14 protein-coding genes and 1 pseudogene are annotated in these 15,282 nt (G+C 69.8%); 4 read left to right on the top strand and 11 right to left on the bottom strand.

What is annotated here, in order from left to right:
• Window positions 1-4 precede the first annotated feature (4 nt).
• Window positions 5-1,528: an ABC transporter ATP-binding protein gene (locus tag AB0M48_RS20685; RefSeq protein ID WP_363844229.1), complete on the top strand. Its 1,524-nt coding sequence runs from the start codon at window positions 5-7 to the stop codon at window positions 1,526-1,528.
• On the opposite strand, the gene AB0M48_RS20680 is transcribed toward AB0M48_RS20685, so the two are convergent.
• The 3 genes from AB0M48_RS20680 to AB0M48_RS20670 form a co-directional block, all read right to left on the bottom strand.
• Window positions 1,489-2,178 (bottom strand): hypothetical protein, encoded by a 690-nt coding sequence (locus AB0M48_RS20680; RefSeq protein ID WP_363844226.1) that lies wholly within the window; start codon window positions 2,176-2,178, stop codon window positions 1,489-1,491. The two genes, AB0M48_RS20685 and AB0M48_RS20680, sit on opposite strands and share 40 nt — an antisense overlap.
• Before the next feature lie 34 nt (window positions 2,179-2,212).
• Window positions 2,213-4,936: a BTAD domain-containing putative transcriptional regulator gene (locus tag AB0M48_RS20675; RefSeq protein ID WP_363844223.1), complete on the bottom strand. Its 2,724-nt coding sequence runs from the start codon at window positions 4,934-4,936 to the stop codon at window positions 2,213-2,215.
• 62 nt (window positions 4,937-4,998) lie between these two features.
• Complete coding sequence (locus AB0M48_RS20670) at window positions 4,999-5,391, bottom strand: cupin domain-containing protein (RefSeq protein ID WP_363844220.1); 393 nt, start codon at window positions 5,389-5,391, stop codon at window positions 4,999-5,001.
• Window positions 5,392-5,444: 53 nt separating this feature from the next.
• Here AB0M48_RS20670 and AB0M48_RS20665 point away from each other — a divergent pair, with 53 nt between their 5' ends.
• A complete protein-coding gene (locus AB0M48_RS20665; protein ID WP_363844217.1) occupies window positions 5,445-6,416 on the top strand; it encodes a helix-turn-helix domain-containing protein in 972 nt (323 codons plus the stop codon).
• Here the strand turns inward: AB0M48_RS20665 and AB0M48_RS20660 are convergent.
• The 6 genes and pseudogenes from AB0M48_RS20660 to AB0M48_RS20635 all read right to left on the bottom strand — a co-directional run bounded on the left by AB0M48_RS20660 (window position 6,394) and on the right by AB0M48_RS20635 (window position 11,698).
• Window positions 6,394-6,879: a GrpB family protein gene (locus AB0M48_RS20660; protein ID WP_363845148.1), complete on the bottom strand. Its 486-nt coding sequence runs from the start codon at window positions 6,877-6,879 to the stop codon at window positions 6,394-6,396. The genes AB0M48_RS20665 and AB0M48_RS20660 overlap by 23 nt on opposite strands.
• Before the next feature lie 87 nt (window positions 6,880-6,966).
• Window positions 6,967-7,431 (bottom strand): annotated as a pseudogene (locus AB0M48_RS20655) (GrpB family protein); the annotation flags it as partial.
• Window positions 7,432-7,464: 33 nt separating this feature from the next.
• Window positions 7,465-8,337 (bottom strand): non-homologous end-joining DNA ligase, encoded by an 873-nt coding sequence (ligD, locus tag AB0M48_RS20650; protein WP_363844214.1) that lies wholly within the window; start codon window positions 8,335-8,337, stop codon window positions 7,465-7,467.
• Window positions 8,327-9,769, bottom strand: a complete 1,443-nt coding sequence (gene ligD, locus AB0M48_RS20645; RefSeq protein ID WP_363844212.1) for a non-homologous end-joining DNA ligase — start codon at window positions 9,767-9,769, stop codon at window positions 8,327-8,329. Before ligD (AB0M48_RS20645) ends, ligD (AB0M48_RS20650) begins: the two co-directional genes overlap by 11 nt.
• Complete coding sequence (locus AB0M48_RS20640; protein WP_363844209.1) at window positions 9,770-10,591, bottom strand: Ku protein; 822 nt, start codon at window positions 10,589-10,591, stop codon at window positions 9,770-9,772. It lies immediately after the preceding gene.
• A gap of 129 nt (window positions 10,592-10,720) precedes the next feature.
• On the bottom strand, window positions 10,721-11,698 hold the full coding sequence (locus AB0M48_RS20635) for a tyrosine-type recombinase/integrase (RefSeq protein WP_363844205.1): 978 nt from the start codon (window positions 11,696-11,698) through the stop codon (window positions 10,721-10,723).
• 782 nt (window positions 11,699-12,480) lie between these two features.
• Between AB0M48_RS20635 and AB0M48_RS20630 the strand changes: the two genes are divergently transcribed.
• Entirely contained in the window at window positions 12,481-12,975 is a 495-nt protein-coding gene (locus tag AB0M48_RS20630) for a DinB family protein (protein ID WP_363844202.1), read from the top strand.
• A 65-nt stretch (window positions 12,976-13,040) separates the two neighbouring features.
• Entirely contained in the window at window positions 13,041-13,835 is a 795-nt protein-coding gene (locus AB0M48_RS20625) for an LLM class flavin-dependent oxidoreductase (RefSeq protein ID WP_363844199.1), read from the top strand.
• Here the strand turns inward: AB0M48_RS20625 and AB0M48_RS20620 are convergent.
• Complete coding sequence (locus AB0M48_RS20620; RefSeq protein ID WP_363844196.1) at window positions 13,824-14,384, bottom strand: TetR/AcrR family transcriptional regulator; 561 nt, start codon at window positions 14,382-14,384, stop codon at window positions 13,824-13,826. The two genes, AB0M48_RS20625 and AB0M48_RS20620, sit on opposite strands and share 12 nt — an antisense overlap.
• 10 nt (window positions 14,385-14,394) lie before the next feature.
• Entirely contained in the window at window positions 14,395-15,261 is an 867-nt protein-coding gene (locus AB0M48_RS20615; protein ID WP_363844193.1) for an SDR family NAD(P)-dependent oxidoreductase, read from the bottom strand.
• Between the last annotated feature and the right edge of the window lie 21 nt (window positions 15,262-15,282).

The raw sequence follows: 15,282 nt of genomic DNA, 5'->3' as shown, positions 1-15,282 counted from the left end.
CCCGATGCTGGAGTTGAAGAACCTCTCCGTCCACTACGGACCGAAACGCGTCGTCAGCGAGGTGGACCTGACGCTCGCGCCGGGTCAGACGCTCGGGCTGGCGGGTGAGTCGGGGTCGGGCAAGTCGACGGTGGCGATGTCGGTGCTGCGGCTGCTGCCCAGGAGCGCGCGGGTCGAGGGCGAGATCCTGCTCGACGGTGACGACGTGCGGACGATGTCGTGGGGCCGGTTGCGGGCGGTGCGGTGGGCGGCGGCGTCGATCGTGTTCCAGGGCGCGATGCACTCGCTCAACCCCGTGCGCCGCGTGGGTGACCAGATCGCCGAGCCGATGCGGTTGCACGGCACGCAAGGCAGCGTGGCCGAGTTGCTGGAGCAGGTGGAGCTGCCGCGGGAGAAGGCGCGGTCGTATCCGCACGAGCTCTCGGGCGGGCAGAAGCAGCGGGTGATGATCGCGATGGCGCTGGCGTGCGGGCCGCGGCTGGTGATCGCGGACGAGCCGACGACGGCGCTGGACGTGGTGGTGCAGGCGCAGGTGCTGGCGGTGATGAAACGCCTGGTGGCCGAGCAGGACCTCGGGTTGCTGATGATCAGCCACGACCTGTCGGTGCTCGCCGAGACGTGTGAGGACCTCGCCGTGATGCATCGCGGTGAGGTGGTCGAACGCGGCCGCACCCGTGAGGTGATCGCGAACCCGCGGCATCCGCACACCGCGGCGCTGACGGCGGCGTTCCCGGTGATCGGCGATCCGGCGCACCGCTGGGCCGAGCCCGCCCCGGAGCCGGAGCCGCTGCTGCGGGTGCGGGATCTGGTGGTCGACTACGGGCGCACCCGCGCGGTCGACGGGGTGGACCTGACGATCGGGCGCGGCGAGATCGTGGCGCTGGTCGGCCAGTCCGGATCCGGCAAAACGACACTGGCTCGTACCATAATGGGGCTGCGGAAGCCGTCCTCCGGTCGGGTGATCTTCGACGGTGCCGAGGTGGGCCGCACCGGCAAGGCGCTCAAGGCCTTCCGGCGTCAGGTGCAGCTGGTGCTCCAAGACCCGTCCAGCGCCCTGAACCCGCGTCACACGGTGTTCGATGCGGTCGCCGAGGGGCTGCGCGTGCACGGCCTGGCGCAGGAGCAGGAATCCCTGGTCACGGCCGCTGTCGAACGCGCTGAGCTGCGTCCGGCGAGCCTGTACCTGGAGTCGCTGCCGCACGAGCTGTCAGGGGGTCAGCAGCAGCGGGTGGTGATCGCCGGAGCATTGGTGCTGCAGCCCCGTCTGCTGGTGGCCGACGAGCCCGTCGCGTCCCTGGACGCCTCGGTGCGCGGGGAGATCGTGGCGCTGCTGCTCCGGTTGCGCCGCGAACTGGGCCTTGCTTCATTGATCATCACGCACGACCTAGGGCTGGCGTGGCAGATCGCCGACCGGGTCGCGGTGATGCATCAGGGGAAAATCGTGGAACAAGGCTCAGTCGAACAAGTACTCCTCACGCCGTCTCACGACTACACGCGTGCCTTGCTGCGCGCGGTGCCGCAGGTCTGAGCGTGATCCCGCTCGAACACGCCCGATGCCGGGCCTCGCTGACGCCAGCCGAGATCGGGCGCGGCGGGGCCGACGGCTGGGTGGCCGTCGACGAGGTGCCGGCGCTCGCGCGGCTGGCGTGGCAGGACCTGGGCCGCCCGCCCGGTGTCCTGGGCGAGCTCGCGCAGGCCAGCGATCCCGGACACGTGCTGGAGCTGTGCCGGATCCTGGCCTCGACCTGCCGTGCCGACACCGCGGCCGTGTGGCGGTACCTGGCCGCGGACTTCGACCACACCGGGGAACGCTCCGACGGCAGGCAGCGGTTCCTGCTGGACCGGGCGATGCGCGGTGAGGGCGTGAACTGGCACGACTACTCGGCGCTGATGGGCGTCGCCCGCCCCGAGGAGGTCGACGCGGCGTTCGACCGCGGCGAGGACATGGTCGGGGTGGCGGTGATCGGCCTGGCCCTGTCGCATCCGGACCCGCTGGTGGTGTCGCGGCGGGTGGCCCGCGCGCTGGACCACAACCGCATCGAGGTCCGCCGCCAGGGCGCGACGGCGCTGGCGCACGTGGCGCGCATCCACGGGGTGGTGTCGCGGGAGTGCCTGGAGGTGCTGCGCCGCCACCCCGACGAGGTGGCCGAGGACGACCTGTGGACGTTCGTCGCGCACCGCAGGCTGCCGGCGTGGTTGTGGTGGCGGCGGATCAGGTCACGGCCAGGGCGGCGAGGTCGGCGCGCACGGCGGTCACGGTTACGTGGTCGCGCTGGCCCTCGGCCCGTCGCAGTGCCTCCTCGAAGTACCGGCGGGCCAGGACGGGATCGCCTTCGGCCCGCGCGACGCGGCCACGTTCCACGGCGATGTGGCAGCGCATCTGGTCAGGCCCGTACCAGCCGCCCGGGCACCGCTCCCACGCCTGGTCGCACTGCTCGCGGGCGGCCGCGTAGTCGCCGGTGACGCGGGCGAGCCCGGCCAAGCCGAGGTGGGCGCCGGCCTGCACCACGAGTGCTCCGGCGCGCCGCGCGAGGGTCAGCGCGAGACCGAAGTCCGTGCGGGCGCCGTCGAGGTCGCCGGCGAGCAGGGCGGCCTGCGCGCGTCCGATGACGGCTTCGGCGGTGTCCTCGGTGGAGCCGAGCTCGTCGAGCAGGCCGCGGCCCCGTTCGACGTGCTCCAAGGCGCCTGCGGCGTCGCCTTGCGCCAGGGCGATCTCGCCGAGCTGGTTGAACGCGAGCGCCGCACCCCAGCGGTCACCGATCCGCGTGAACGCCTGCGCGCCCCGCGCCAGCAGGTCGGCACCCGCCACCTGGTCGCCTGCCATGCGTGCCACGAGACCGTCGCCGACCAGCGCCAGAGCGGCACTCCACGGGTCGCCGCCGAGCAGCCGGTTGCGGCGGTGCCACACCTGGGAGTCGCCTTGCGGCGCACCGAGCGCCATGCCCCACATCATGGTCATGATCGGGTAGCGCGGCGGGTCGACGAGCCTGTCCAGCAGCGCGTCGGCCTGCCGGATGCGGGCGCTCTGGTCGCCGGCCGCGACCGGCCAGGCGATCAGCAGGCACAGCGCGTACTCCTGCTCGTGGCCGGGCGGCGGGGTCTCGCCGCACGCGTGCAGCACGGCGTCGGCCTGCTGGGCGGCCTCGGTGCGCAGGCCGCGGAACCAGTAGTAGGTGGCGAGCGCGGCCACGAGCTCCAGGGCGAGGCGCACGTCGTGGCGGGTTGCCCAGGTGACGGCGGCGACGAGGTTGTCGTGGTCGGCGGCGAGCCGGGCCAGCCACTCGATCTGGCCGTGGGCGCGCAGGTGCGGTTCGGCCTGCTGCGCACGTTGCAGGAACCAGCGCGCGTGCCCGGCCGCGAGGTCCGGGGCGTGGGTGGCGCAGAACGCGCGGATGGTGTCGAGCATCCGGTACCGGTCGTCGACGACCTCGACGAGTGACTTGTCCGCCAGCGACGTCAGCGTGTCCACATCGGACTCGCACACCGCGGTGACCGCGTCCAGGCCTGCTCCACCGCAGAACACGGTGAAGCGCGCGGCGAGGTCGCGTTCGGCGTCGGTGAGCAGGTCCCAGCTCCACTCCACGACGGCGTGCAGCGTGCGGTGACGGGGCGCGGCGGTGCGGCTGCCCTTGGACAGCAACCGGAACCGGTCGTCGAGGCGGGCGGTGATCTCGGCCAGCGGCAGGGTCCGCACGCGGGCGGCGGCGAGCTCGATGGCGAGCGCGATGCCGTCCAGCCGCCGGCACACCTCGGCGACGACGCCCGCATCGGCGTGGAACCCCGGCTTCACGGCCTGCGCCCGGTCGAGGAACAGGCGGGTGGCGGCGTCGTCGTCCAGCGCGGTGACCGGGCTCAGCGTCTCGCCGGTGATGCCGAGCGGTTCACGGCTGGTGGCCAGCACCCGCACGTCCGGGCAGGAGGCGAGCACGGCGCCGAGAACGCGGGCGGCGTCGTCGATGACGTGTTCGCAGTTGTCCACGACCAGCACGACGTCACGGGCCGCCAGCGCCGCCCGCAGCCGTTCCTCGACGCTGACCGGGCCACCGGACAGCAGTCCGGCCTCACGCACCCCGAGGCCGTCGAGCATGGCGCGGGCGACGTCGGTGGTCGCGCTGAGGTCGACGAACGCCACCTCGCCCGGTTCGCGGTGCGCGACCTCCACGGCGAGCCGGGTCTTGCCGGTGCCGCCGGGGCCGATGAGCGTGACGAGCCGGTTGTCGCGCAGCCACTTCGACACCCGCCGCAGGTCCTCGTCGCGGCCCACGAAGCTGGTGAGCTGCGCGGGCACGCCCCGGTGCGGTGCCTGCGCCCGCAGCACCTCCAGGTGCGCGGCCGCGAGCACGGGGGAGGGATCGACGCCCAGTTCGCCGGCCAGCAGCTCCCGGCCCTGCGCGAACACCTCCAGCGCCTCGCCCTGGCGGCCGTCGCGGTGCAGCGACCGCATCAGCGCCGCCCGCAGGTCCTCCCGCAACGGGTGCTGGGCGAGCAGCTCTTGCAGGTCTTTCGCGGTCCCGCCCGACACCGCGCAGCCGATGAGCACTTCCGTGAGGTTCTGCCGCGCCACCGCCACGAACGGCGCGTCGACGTCCGCGAGGGCGGGCCCGCGCCACAACGCCAGCGCCTGCGCGGCCCGTCCGGCCGCGAGCAGCTCGGCGCAGTGCAGGTGATCCACCTCGGACGGCCCGGCGACGAGCCGGTAGCCCGCCGGGTGGTGCTCGATCACCAGCCCTGGCACCGTGCGGCGCAACCGCGAGACCTGCGACTGCAGGGCGTTGGCCGCCCCCGCGGGCGGGTCGGCGTACAAGCCGCCGATCAGCTGGTCGTGCCCCACGATCCGCCCGGCGTCGAGCACGAGCATCGCCAGCAGCGCACGCTGCCGCGGCGCCGCGACCTCCACGCCGTCGACCAGCACCGGACCGAGCACCCCGAACCTCACAGGACGTGATTCTTCCCGAGCCGGGCGATCTACGAGGCCAGAACCGGCACTGGTCTCGATACCTAGCGCAGCGCGTGTCCCGTCGTCGCGTCGACGTGAGCCGGGACCTCGTCGTGCCGATCACCGACCGTCGAGGTCCCGGTGGGCTCGAACAGCAGGATCTCCGCGCCGTGCGGAGCCGACGGCTTGTGGAACGTCCCGCGCGGCACGGTGAACACCGACCCCTTCGCGAGCACGACCGTCCGCTCCCCAGCGGGTTCACGCAACGCGATGCGCAGCTCACCGTCGAGCACCAGGAAGAACTCGTCGGTGTCGTCGTGCACGTGCCAGAGGTGCTCACCCCGGACCTTCGTGACACGCACGTCGTAGTCGTTGACCTGCGTGACGATCCGAGGGCTCCACAGGTCGTCGAACGAGGCCAGGGCTTTGTCGAGGGCAATGGGTTCGCTGTTCACAGCCACCAGCCTCGCCGTTGCCGCACCACAGGCGTGAGTGCTAGGAATCGCACATGCCGCAAGATTCCTCGCACCGAGTCGTGGTCATCGTCGACGAGAACTCCAACCCGTTCGAACTCGGCTGCGCCACCGAGGTCTTCGGCCTGCACCGCCCCGAGATCGGCGGCCACCTCTACGACTTCCGCCTCTGCGCACCCGAACCCCACACGGCGATGCGCGACGGATTCTTCACCCTCACCGGCGTCGCGGACCTCGCCGCCACCGACACCGCCGACACCCTCATCGTCCCCAACCGCCCCAACGTCGACGCACCCAGACGCCCGGAGGTCCTCGACGCCATCCGCCGCGCCCACACCCGCGGCGCCCGCCTCGTCGGGTTCTGCAGCGGCGCCTTCACCCTCGCCGAAGCCGGCGTCCTCGACGGCCGCCGCGCCACCGCCCACTGGCAGTGGGCCGACGACTTCCGCACCCGCTTCCCGGCCGTGCACCTCGAACCCGACGTCCTGTTCGTCGACGACGGCGACATCCTCACCTCCGCCGGCAGCGCCGCCGCCCTCGACCTCGGCCTGCACCTCGTCCGCCGCGACCACGGCGCCCAGATCGCCAGCTCCGTCAGCCGCCGCCTCGTCTTCGCCGCCCACCGCGACGGCGGCCAGCGCCAGTTCGTCGAACGCCCCGTCCCCGACCTGCCCGACGAGTCACTCGCCCCCGTCCTCGCCTGGGCCCAGCACCACCTCGACACCCCGCTCACCGTCACCGACCTCGCCACCCGCGCCGCCGTCAGCCCGGCCACCCTGCACCGCCGCTTCCAGGCACAACTCGGCACCACACCACTCGCGTGGCTCACCGGCGAACGCGTCACCCTCGCCTGCCGGCTCATCGAACTGGGGGAGCGGCGCTTCGACGTCGTCGCCCGCCGCACCGGCCTCGGCACCGCCGCCAACCTCCGCGCCCTGATGCGCCGCGAAACCGGCCTCACCCCGTCGGACTACCGGCGCCGCTTCAGCCCAGCGCCCGCAGAATGATCCGCTCCACCACCCGGGTCTTGGCGTCGGCGTAGTCCTGCACCCGCCCCCACGTCCGGGCCGCCAGCTCGCGCTTCGTGCGCTCGTACTCCTCCCGGTCCTCCGGGTGAGCACGCAGCCGGTCGCGGAACGCCAGCATCCGGTCCAGCTCCTCACACCTGGGGGAGAAGACGTGCAGGTTCACGTCCGGCACCGTGCCCTTGAGCACCCGGTGCTCGTGCCACGCCCGCTCACGCAACCGCAGGTGGTAACCCGCCCCCACCAACGCCGGCACGTAGGCGTCCTCGTCGGCCGAATCCGGCACCACCAGCAGGATGTCGATCAACGGCTTCGCCGCCAGCCCCGGCACCGACGTCGACCCCACGTGCTCCAGCCGGACGACCCGCCCGCCCAGCGCGGCCCGGATCTTCGCCTCCTCACCGGCGTACCACCCCGCCCACGCCGGATCGTGCTCCCGCAGCACCACCGGGGCGTTGTGCGGCGCCGTCTCCGTCACGAACTCGACCTCACCCGGCTCCACCGGACACGCCAGACACGCGCGTTCCAGGATCTCCAGCACCACGGCGTTCTTCGCGTCCGTGTAGTCCTGCACCCGCTCCCACGGCCGCGCCGCCAGCTCCCGCTTGGCCGACGCGTACAACTCGCGGTCCGCGGCGTTGCCGCGCAGCCAGTCGCGGAACAGCAGATGCCGCCGCACCTGGGCACACCCACGCGGGAACACGTGCAGATTGACGTCCGTGTCCGGGCCCTTGAGGATCCGGTGCTCGTGTCAGTCGTCCTCCCGCACCGACACCCCATACCCGGCCGCCTCGAGCGCGGGCACGTACGACGCCTCGTCCAGCGGAGCGTCCACCACCAGCATCAGGTCGATCAACGGCTTCGCGCACAACCCCGGCACCGACGTCGACCCCACGTGCTCCAGCACCGCACCCGGCAACGCGGCCAGCACCCGCACCCGTTCCCGTTCATACAGACCGGGCCAGGCGGAGTCGTACTCGGCGAGCTCGATGTTCACGGCAAACCCCCAGATCGGCAATCGACCAGAACATCAACTCCCGAACAGGTCACCCGCGCTCTCGACCCGCTCCAGCACCTCGTCCGCCGTGAACACCAGATCCTCCACGACCTCGCAGTCCTCGACCTCGTCCCACGTCACCGGCGTCGACACCGCCGGCCGCTCCCGAGCCCGCAACGAATACGGCGCCACCGTCGTCTTCGCCGGATTGTTCTGCGACCAGTCGATGAACACCTTCCCCGTGCGCTGCGCCTTCGCCATCGTCGACACGATCAACGCCGGATGCTCCTGCGCCAACCGCTGCGCCACCGCCTTCGCATACTCCGACGTGTCCTTCGCCGGCGCGTACGCGTACACCTGCATCCCCTTGTTGCCCGACGTCTTCGCCCACGAATCCACACCGTCGTCGTCGAGCACCACCCGCACCAGCTCCGCGACCCGGCAACACTCCACCACCGTCGCCGGCGGACCCGGATCCAGGTCGAACACCAGCAGATCAGGATCCCGCTTCCCGCCCCGCGGCCCCACCGTCCACTGCGGCACGTGCAACTCCAGCGCCGCCAGATTCGCCAGCCACACCAACGTCGCCAGCTCGTCCACCATCACGTAGTTGACGGTCTCGTTGCCCTTCGAACTCCCCGGCGACTCCAGCCGCATCGTCCGCACCCACTCCGGACGGTGCTCCGACGCGTTCTTCTCGAAGAACCACTTCCCGTCCACCCCGTTCGGAAAGCGCTTCAACGTCACCGGACGGTCCTTCAGATGAGGCAGCAACACCGGCGCGATCCGGGTGTAGTAATCGATCACCTCACCCTTGGTGAACCCGAACCCCGGATACAACACCTTGTCCAGGTTCGTCAGCTTCAACACCCGGTCCTCGACCCGCACAGTCGCGTCACTCGACAACCCGACGCACCTCCTCCGGCGTCTTGTCCGGCCGCAACCCACGCCACGCCGGAAACCGCATCCGCCCGTCCGGCGTCCACTGCCGGAACACCACCTCCGCCACCAGCTCCGGCTCCACCCACTTCGCGCCCTTCGACCGCTCCCGCGGCATCTCCGTCACGAACGGCGACGACCTGCGCGCCAACGCCTTCAACCGCGGCGTCAGCACCGCCAGCTCCGCGTCGTTGAACCCCGTGCCCACCGACCCCGCGAACGCCAGCCCGCCGTCCCGCGGAATACCCAGCAACAACGCGCCGATCACCCCGGCCCGCTTGCCTTCACCCATCCGCCAGCCGCCGATCACCACCTCCTGCGCCATCAGGTCCGTGATCTTGCGCCACACCGGCGACCGCGTCCCCGGCTGATAGGGCGAATCCAGCCGCTTCGCGACCACACCCTCCAAACCCTGCTCACGACTCGCCGCCAGCACCGACGCCCCGTCCTCGTCGTACGACGGGGGAGTCATCCAGTTCGGACCCCGCAGCTCAAGACCCCTCAACAGCTCACGACGCTGCCGAAAAGGCAGTTGCATCGTGGAACTGCCGTCCAAGTGCAAGAGGTCGAACAGCAGCAGCGTGGCCGGATACTGCTTCGCCGCCCGCCGAGCCGCCTCCGACTTCGTCACGTGCATCCGGTTCTGCAACGCGCTGAAACTCGGCCGCCCGTTCTGCAACGCGACGATCTCCCCGTCCAGCAGAGCCTCCGTCGACCCCAGCTGCTCACCCACGCCCTGCAGCTCCGGATAAGCGACCGTGATGTCGTTGCCCAGCCGCGACCACGCCTGAACACGCCCGCCCTCGACCCTCAGGATCGCCCGGACACCGTCCCACTTGAACTCATACGCCCACTGATCATCATCGTCGTGGGGGAGAGGACCCGGAACCGCGAGCATCGGCTTCAGCAGCTCCGGCAACACCTGCCAGTCCGGCCGCGCCGGCGCATGCCGGCGCTTCATCATCCAGTTCTTCTCGTCCTTCCCGGAACGGAAGAACACGAACTGCCCCTGCACACGACCACCGCGCAAGATCACATCGACCTCGCGGTCCGACCACTTCACCGTCTCATAGCGGCCGCGATCCCAGAGGAACATCTCACCGCCGCCGTACTCACCCTTCGGGATCTCCCCGGAGAACTCCGCGTACTCCAGCGGATGGTCCTCGGTGTGCACAGCCAGCCGCACCACATCCGTAGTCGGCGGCAAACCCTTCGGCACCGCCCACGACACCAGAACCCCGTCACGCTCCAACCGCACATCCCAATGCAGGCTGCTCGCGTGATGCTCCTGGATCACGAACGTGTCGTTGTCGCCCTTCGGCAGATCGTCCGCGCTCGGAACGGGCTCCGGCGTCCTCGCCGCATCCCTCTTGCGCCGGTACTCGTCGAGCCCGGCCATCTACGCCGACGAAGCCTTCTTCTTCGGCGGCGCCTTCTTCTCGCTCTTCCGCCCGGCCTTCGCCTTCTCCACACTGCGCTCCAGAGCCGTCATCAGATCGATGACATCACCCTTCTCCTCGGCCTCCGGCTGCTCGGGCAACTCCGCACCCTCCGCCTTCGCCGCGATCACCTTCTCCAGCGCGTCCCGGTAGTCGTCGGTGAACGTGTCCGGATCGAAGTCGCCCGCCATCGACTCCACCAGCGACGTCGCCATCTTCAACTCCTGCGGCCGCACCTCCACGTCCTGGTCCAGGAAGTCGAACTCCGCCTTGCGGATCTCGTCCGGCCACAACATCGTGTGCATCACCAGCACGTCATCACGCGCCCGAATCGTCGCCAGCGTCTCCTTCTGCCGAATCGTGATCTTCACGACCGCCAGCTGACCCGTCTTCACCAGCGCGTCCCGCAACAACACGTACGGCCGTGCCGCCGCCTTGTCCGGCTCCAGGTAATACGTCTTCTGGAAGTAGATCGGATCGATCTCCTCCGCCGGCACGAACTCCAGGACGTCGATCGACTTGTCGGTCTTCACCGGCAACTTCTCGAAGTCCTCGTTCTCCATGATCACCATCCGGCCGTCGTCCAGCTCATAGCCCTTGGTGATCTCCGAATACTCCACCTCTTCACCACACACCGAACAGACGCGCTTGTACTTGATGCGCCCGCCGTCCTCCCGGTGCACCTGGTTGAAACGGAAGTCATGCTCCTCGACAGCCGTGTAAAGGCGCACGGCGATCGTCACCAAGCCGAACGAGATGGCCCCACGCCACACGGATCTCATTCTCATTGGGTACCCCTGAAATGCGGTTTTCGCACCACCAGATCACCCACCCGGCCTAACGATCCGGCAACTGAGCGACCCCCGGCCCACGCGTCACCACCGAGGGTCCCGCACCACGGTGGAGCACCGCTAGATGTCCTTGAGCGCCCGATACGTCCGATTGCTCGCCACCGCCGCCCGCCGCTCCCGCGCCGTCGCCTCGATGTAGTTCTGACTCGTCGCCAAACTCGCGTGCCCCAGCAACGCCATGATCTCGCTCGCCGACGCCCCGTCCTCCGCCAGCCTCGTCGCGAACGTGTGCCGCAACGCGTGCAGATTCGCCCCCGTCGGCACCCTGTCGTTCAACCCCGCCCACCGAAAACACGACTTCACCAGGTACTCCAGCCCACCCCGGCCGATCGGCTCACCATGCCGATCCCGCAGCAACGCCGACTCCCGGTCGAACCGCCCCTGAGGAAACCGCTGCCGGCAACTCTTCAGATACGCATCCACGATCCGCTCCATCGGCGGCTCGATCGGCACACTGCGATCCCGGTTCCCCTTGCCCTTCACGTGCAACCGCTGATCACCCTCCCGCCCGACGATGCTCGCCAGCGTGAGCGTCCGCATCTCAGCACTGCGCAACCCCGCCACCAGCCCCAGCGCGATCACCAGCACATCCCGCTCCGGCCACGGATCACGACCCTTGCGCGCCCCCTCCGCCGCGGCCGTCAGCAACTGCTCGGGCGTGTCCTCACCCCGCAGCGGCTTCGGCACCAGCGGAGGCGTCTTCGGACGAGCGACGGCGCCCATCGGATTACCGGCGATCAGGTCCTCGGCCACGCAGAACGTCAGGAACTGGTTCCACGTCGACCAGGCCCGCAGCACGGAGCTCTTGGCGTGGGTGTCCGCGAACAACCCGAAAGCGTTGCGGAGGTTGGCCCCGGTGAGCTGAGCGACGACGAGGTCCTCGACCGGGCAGGAGAGGGTCTCGGCCAGGAGCGTGTTCACGCCGGCGAGATCCCGCTGGTAGGCGGCCGTTGTGTGCGGCGAGTCCTTGCGGGTCCGGCGGGCGAGGAAGAAGGCGTCCTGAGCGGCGAGCACGTGCATATGGATCTTGTACCGCACACCACCGACAATCCCGGACACGGCGACGGCACAGGGGAGGGGAGTGCTGCTCGACCCTCGTGCACGAGGTAGGGCGGAGGACTCCACGACCGCAGGTCAGCGCTCGGCGTGGATCGTCGTCCCGGCGGCGGGGCGGCGTTGCAGCGCGTCGCTGGGAAGGTTCTGCGAGGTTGGTGCGCGGGCGGCGCGAGCGTGCGCCTCTCAGTACCTGTTCTTTGCTGGATAATGGCGATTATGCATGAAATGTCCGTTTCGCCGGGTTCTGATCGGGCCGGGACGGCGCTGGACCAGGTGGCGTCACTTGTCGGGGATCGTGAGCGTAATGGCGCCTCGCTACGTACGTCTCACTGACGACACGTCGGTGTCGACCGCGCTCCGGCATCGCCGTGGATCTGATGTTGTGGCGTCTGCAAGTGCAGCCGGCCTGCCCGTTGGCTGTGACTTGCAGACGTCGCCAACACGGCCGTTTCGGCCCCTTCTGAAGCGATCTTCGCAGGTCGCCGTTTCGCCGATAATCTACATTATGTCAAGTAACGTGGATCTGGGCTGCCCGAAGCCGCTCTCCCGCCGTCCTCTGCGCCGTCTGCGACCTGGACCGGCTTTCTCGGGCGTCGCGCAGCCGCTTCCGCGCCCGCTGTCGTTGTCAGGGCCGTCTCCTGGGAGGCGCGCGTCGCTCTGGCTGGTTTTCCCGGGCTCGTCGCTCAGCCGGTGTCCGCGACCGTTGCTCCCGGCGGCCCCGTGGCCTTACGTCACCGTGGCGATAGATGGCAGGGTGCTCGCTCATGATCGATGAGTTCGCCAAGGACTATTTGCACGGAGATCTGCGTGAGTTGCGCGAGGTGATGCTGTGGAAGCTGGAGGGCCTGTCCGATGCGGACGTGCGGCGTCCGCTCACGGCTTCCGGGACGAACCTGCTGGGGTTGGTGAAGCATCTGGCGTTGTCGGAGTCGCGGTACTTCGGTGAGGTGTTCGGGCGGCCGTTCCCTGAGCCGTTGCCCCGGTGGGACGATCTGGCGGCGCGTGGGTCGGACATGCGGGCGGACGAGTCGGAGTCGCGTGAGGACGTCGTTGGTCGCTATCGGCGCGTGTGGGCGCATTCGGATGCGACGATCTCGGCGCTTGCGGTGGACTCGCCTGGTCATGTGCCGTGGTGGCCGCGTCCGGATGTGATGTTGTTCAACGTGTTGGTGCACCTGGTGACGGAGACTGCGCGGCATGCCGGGCACGCCGACATCTTGCGGGAGCAGCTCGACGGTGCGACCGGCGAGGGGCGTTGAGGCCTGTTTGCGCTGCTCCCCCGCGTTGAAATGATCTTGTCGGGGGTGCTTGCGACACTCGGGTCATGCGCTATGGGATCTATGTGCCGTCGTTCGGTTCGTCGTTGGGTGATCCGTCCGTGCTGGTGTCGCTCGCTGTCGAGGCGGAGGCGGCGGGGTGGGACGGGTTCTTCCTGTGGGACCACGTGGTGGTGCCGGGTGAGTCTGTGGTTTCGGATGTCTGGGTGACGTTGGGTGCCGTGGCGGCGCGGACGTCGAGGGTCTTGCTGGGGCCGTTGGTGACGTCGCTGGGGCGTCGGCGTCCGTGGAAGGTGGCGTTGGAGGCGTCGACGTTGCAGCGGTTGTCGGGTGGGCGGCTGGTGCTCGGGGTGGGTGCGGGTGTGCCGCAGGACTACTCCCCCTTCGGCGAGCGCGGTTCGCGTGCGGAGGCGATGTCGGAGGGTGTGGGGTTGGTGCGGGCGTTGTTGTCGGGCGCCGAGGTGGAGCATCACGGTGCGTTGTTCGACGTGTCGGGGGTGCGGTTCGCGCCGGTGGAGGTGCCTATCTGGGTGGGTGGGATCTGGCCGCGGTCGTCGCCGTTTCGTGCGGCGGAGCATGCGGCGGGTGTGGTGCCGGCGACGTTCGGTCGCGAGGGCCTGGTGGTGCTCTCCCCCGCTGATGCCGCTCGGTTGAAGGCGGATTTCGTGGCGTCGGGTGGTCCGGCTGATGGTGATGTCGTGTTGTGGGGTGGCGGCGTGTTACCGGAGGCGGGTGAGTACGAGGCCGCTGGTGTGACGTGGATGCTGACCGATGGTGGTGCGCAGGGGCTTGATGAGTTGCGGGCGTTCGTGGCGGCTGGTCCCCCGCGTTCAGGCGCGTAGGCCGCGGAGCAGTGTGTTGAGGTAGCGGCGTGCGGTGGGGAGCCGTTCGGCGGGTCCGGCGCTGTGGACGTAGGTGGCGTAGGCGATGCCGCACATGAGCGGGATGAGGTCTGCGTCGTCGAGGTCGGGGCGGACGGCTCCGGCGTCGCGTGCGCGGGCGAGCAGTTCGGTGCCGTTGCCGAGGATCTGTGCTTTGAGTTCGGTGGTGCGCGGGAGGGCGTCTTGGGCGCTGGCGGCGACTTTGACGAGTGCGGGGTCGGTGACCTGGCTTTCGACGACCTTGGTGAGGAAGTCGGCGAAGGCGGTCCAGGGGTCGTCGTGGGCGAGGCCTTGTTCGCCGCAGCCGGCGAGTGCTTCGAGGCAGGGGGTGGCGACGGTTTCGAGGAGTGCTTCGGTGGTCGGGAAGTGCCGGTAGACCGTGCCGACGCCGAGTCCTGCGCGGCGGGCGACGTCGTTGAGTTGCAGCGGGGTGCCTTCGTCGACGAGTTCTCTGGCGACGGTGAGGATGTGCTCCCAGTTGCGGGCGGCGTCCTTTCGCTGCGGCGTCATGTGTTCCAGACTAATTGGATATGCCATCCGGAACGTGGTCGAGTGGTGCGTGCTTCTGGCTGAGTCTGCGGACGGCGTGCTGGACTCGTGGGTCGGCCGCGGTGCGGTTCGGTGTCACCGGGGTGGCGCGGGGGCCGATGACGGTGCCGGTGGCGAGTGTCTCGTCGGTCGCGGCGAGGATCGAGGGCCGGGCGGCGGTGGCGGCGGGTCCGGAGGTGGCTCGCTCGAAGGTGCGGCGGACGAGTGGCCACAGCAGTCGCAGGCCTGGTGACACGATTTTGGGTGTGCGCATGGTGCCGTCGGTCATGTCGGTGGCCGCGCCGCCGGGGTCGGCCGCGAGTACGGACACGGTGGTTTGCCGCTGGGCGAGGTCGAGGGTGTAGGCGAGGTTCGCGAGCTTGGCGCGCCCGTACCAGTGGAAGCCGTAGTAGCCGCCGGGTGGTTCGGCGTCGTCGAAGACCTTCTTGGCGGCGATGACGGAGCCGGAGGTGACGTTGACGACGCGGCCGGTCAGCACTGGGAGGAGGGTTTCGGTGAGCAGGTAGGGCGAGAGGTGGTTGACGACGAAGGAGGCTTCGACGCCGCCGATGCGGGTGTGGTCGGGGAACATGGCGCCGACGTTGTTGACGAGGACTTCCAGTTCTCCCTCGGCCGCGATGCGTGTGGCGAGTGCGCGCACTTCGTCCAGTGAGGAGAGGTCGGCCTGCAGGTACCGTGCCGTCTCCCCTCCCCTGGTGTTGATGCTGTCGACGGCTCGTGCGCCTCGTTCGGGGTTGCGGCCGACAACGGTGACGGCGTAGCCGGCTTCGGTGAGTCCGAGGGCTGTCTCCAGCCCGATGCCTCCGGTCCCCGCGGTGATCACTGCTCTGCGTGCCATGACATTCCCCAATCCGGATAG

The sequence above is a fragment of the Lentzea sp. NPDC051208 genome (genome assembly GCF_040682435.1).
Taxonomy (GTDB): domain Bacteria; phylum Actinomycetota; class Actinomycetes; order Mycobacteriales; family Pseudonocardiaceae; genus Lentzea; species Lentzea kristufekii.
This window is presented reverse-complemented; position numbering and strand designations above follow the sequence as displayed.

Bases quoted from the DNA above. Each gene is read 5' to 3' on its own strand.
- AB0M48_RS20685 (WP_363844229.1), top strand. From the start codon at position 5: ATGCTGGAGTTGAAGAACCTCTCCGTCCACTACGGACCGAAACGCGTC.
- AB0M48_RS20665 (WP_363844217.1), top strand. From the start codon at position 5,445: ATGCCGCAAGATTCCTCGCACCGAGTCGTGGTCATCGTCGACGAGAAC.
- ligD (WP_363844212.1), bottom strand. From the start codon at position 9,769: ATGGCCGGGCTCGACGAGTACCGGCGCAAGAGGGATGCGGCGAGGACG.
- AB0M48_RS20640 (WP_363844209.1), bottom strand. From the start codon at position 10,591: ATGAGATCCGTGTGGCGTGGGGCCATCTCGTTCGGCTTGGTGACGATC.
- AB0M48_RS20630 (WP_363844202.1), top strand. From the start codon at position 12,481: ATGATCGATGAGTTCGCCAAGGACTATTTGCACGGAGATCTGCGTGAG.
- AB0M48_RS20625 (WP_363844199.1), top strand. From the start codon at position 13,041: ATGCGCTATGGGATCTATGTGCCGTCGTTCGGTTCGTCGTTGGGTGAT.
- AB0M48_RS20620 (WP_363844196.1), bottom strand. From the start codon at position 14,384: ATGACGCCGCAGCGAAAGGACGCCGCCCGCAACTGGGAGCACATCCTC.
- AB0M48_RS20615 (WP_363844193.1), bottom strand. From the start codon at position 15,261: ATGGCACGCAGAGCAGTGATCACCGCGGGGACCGGAGGCATCGGGCTG.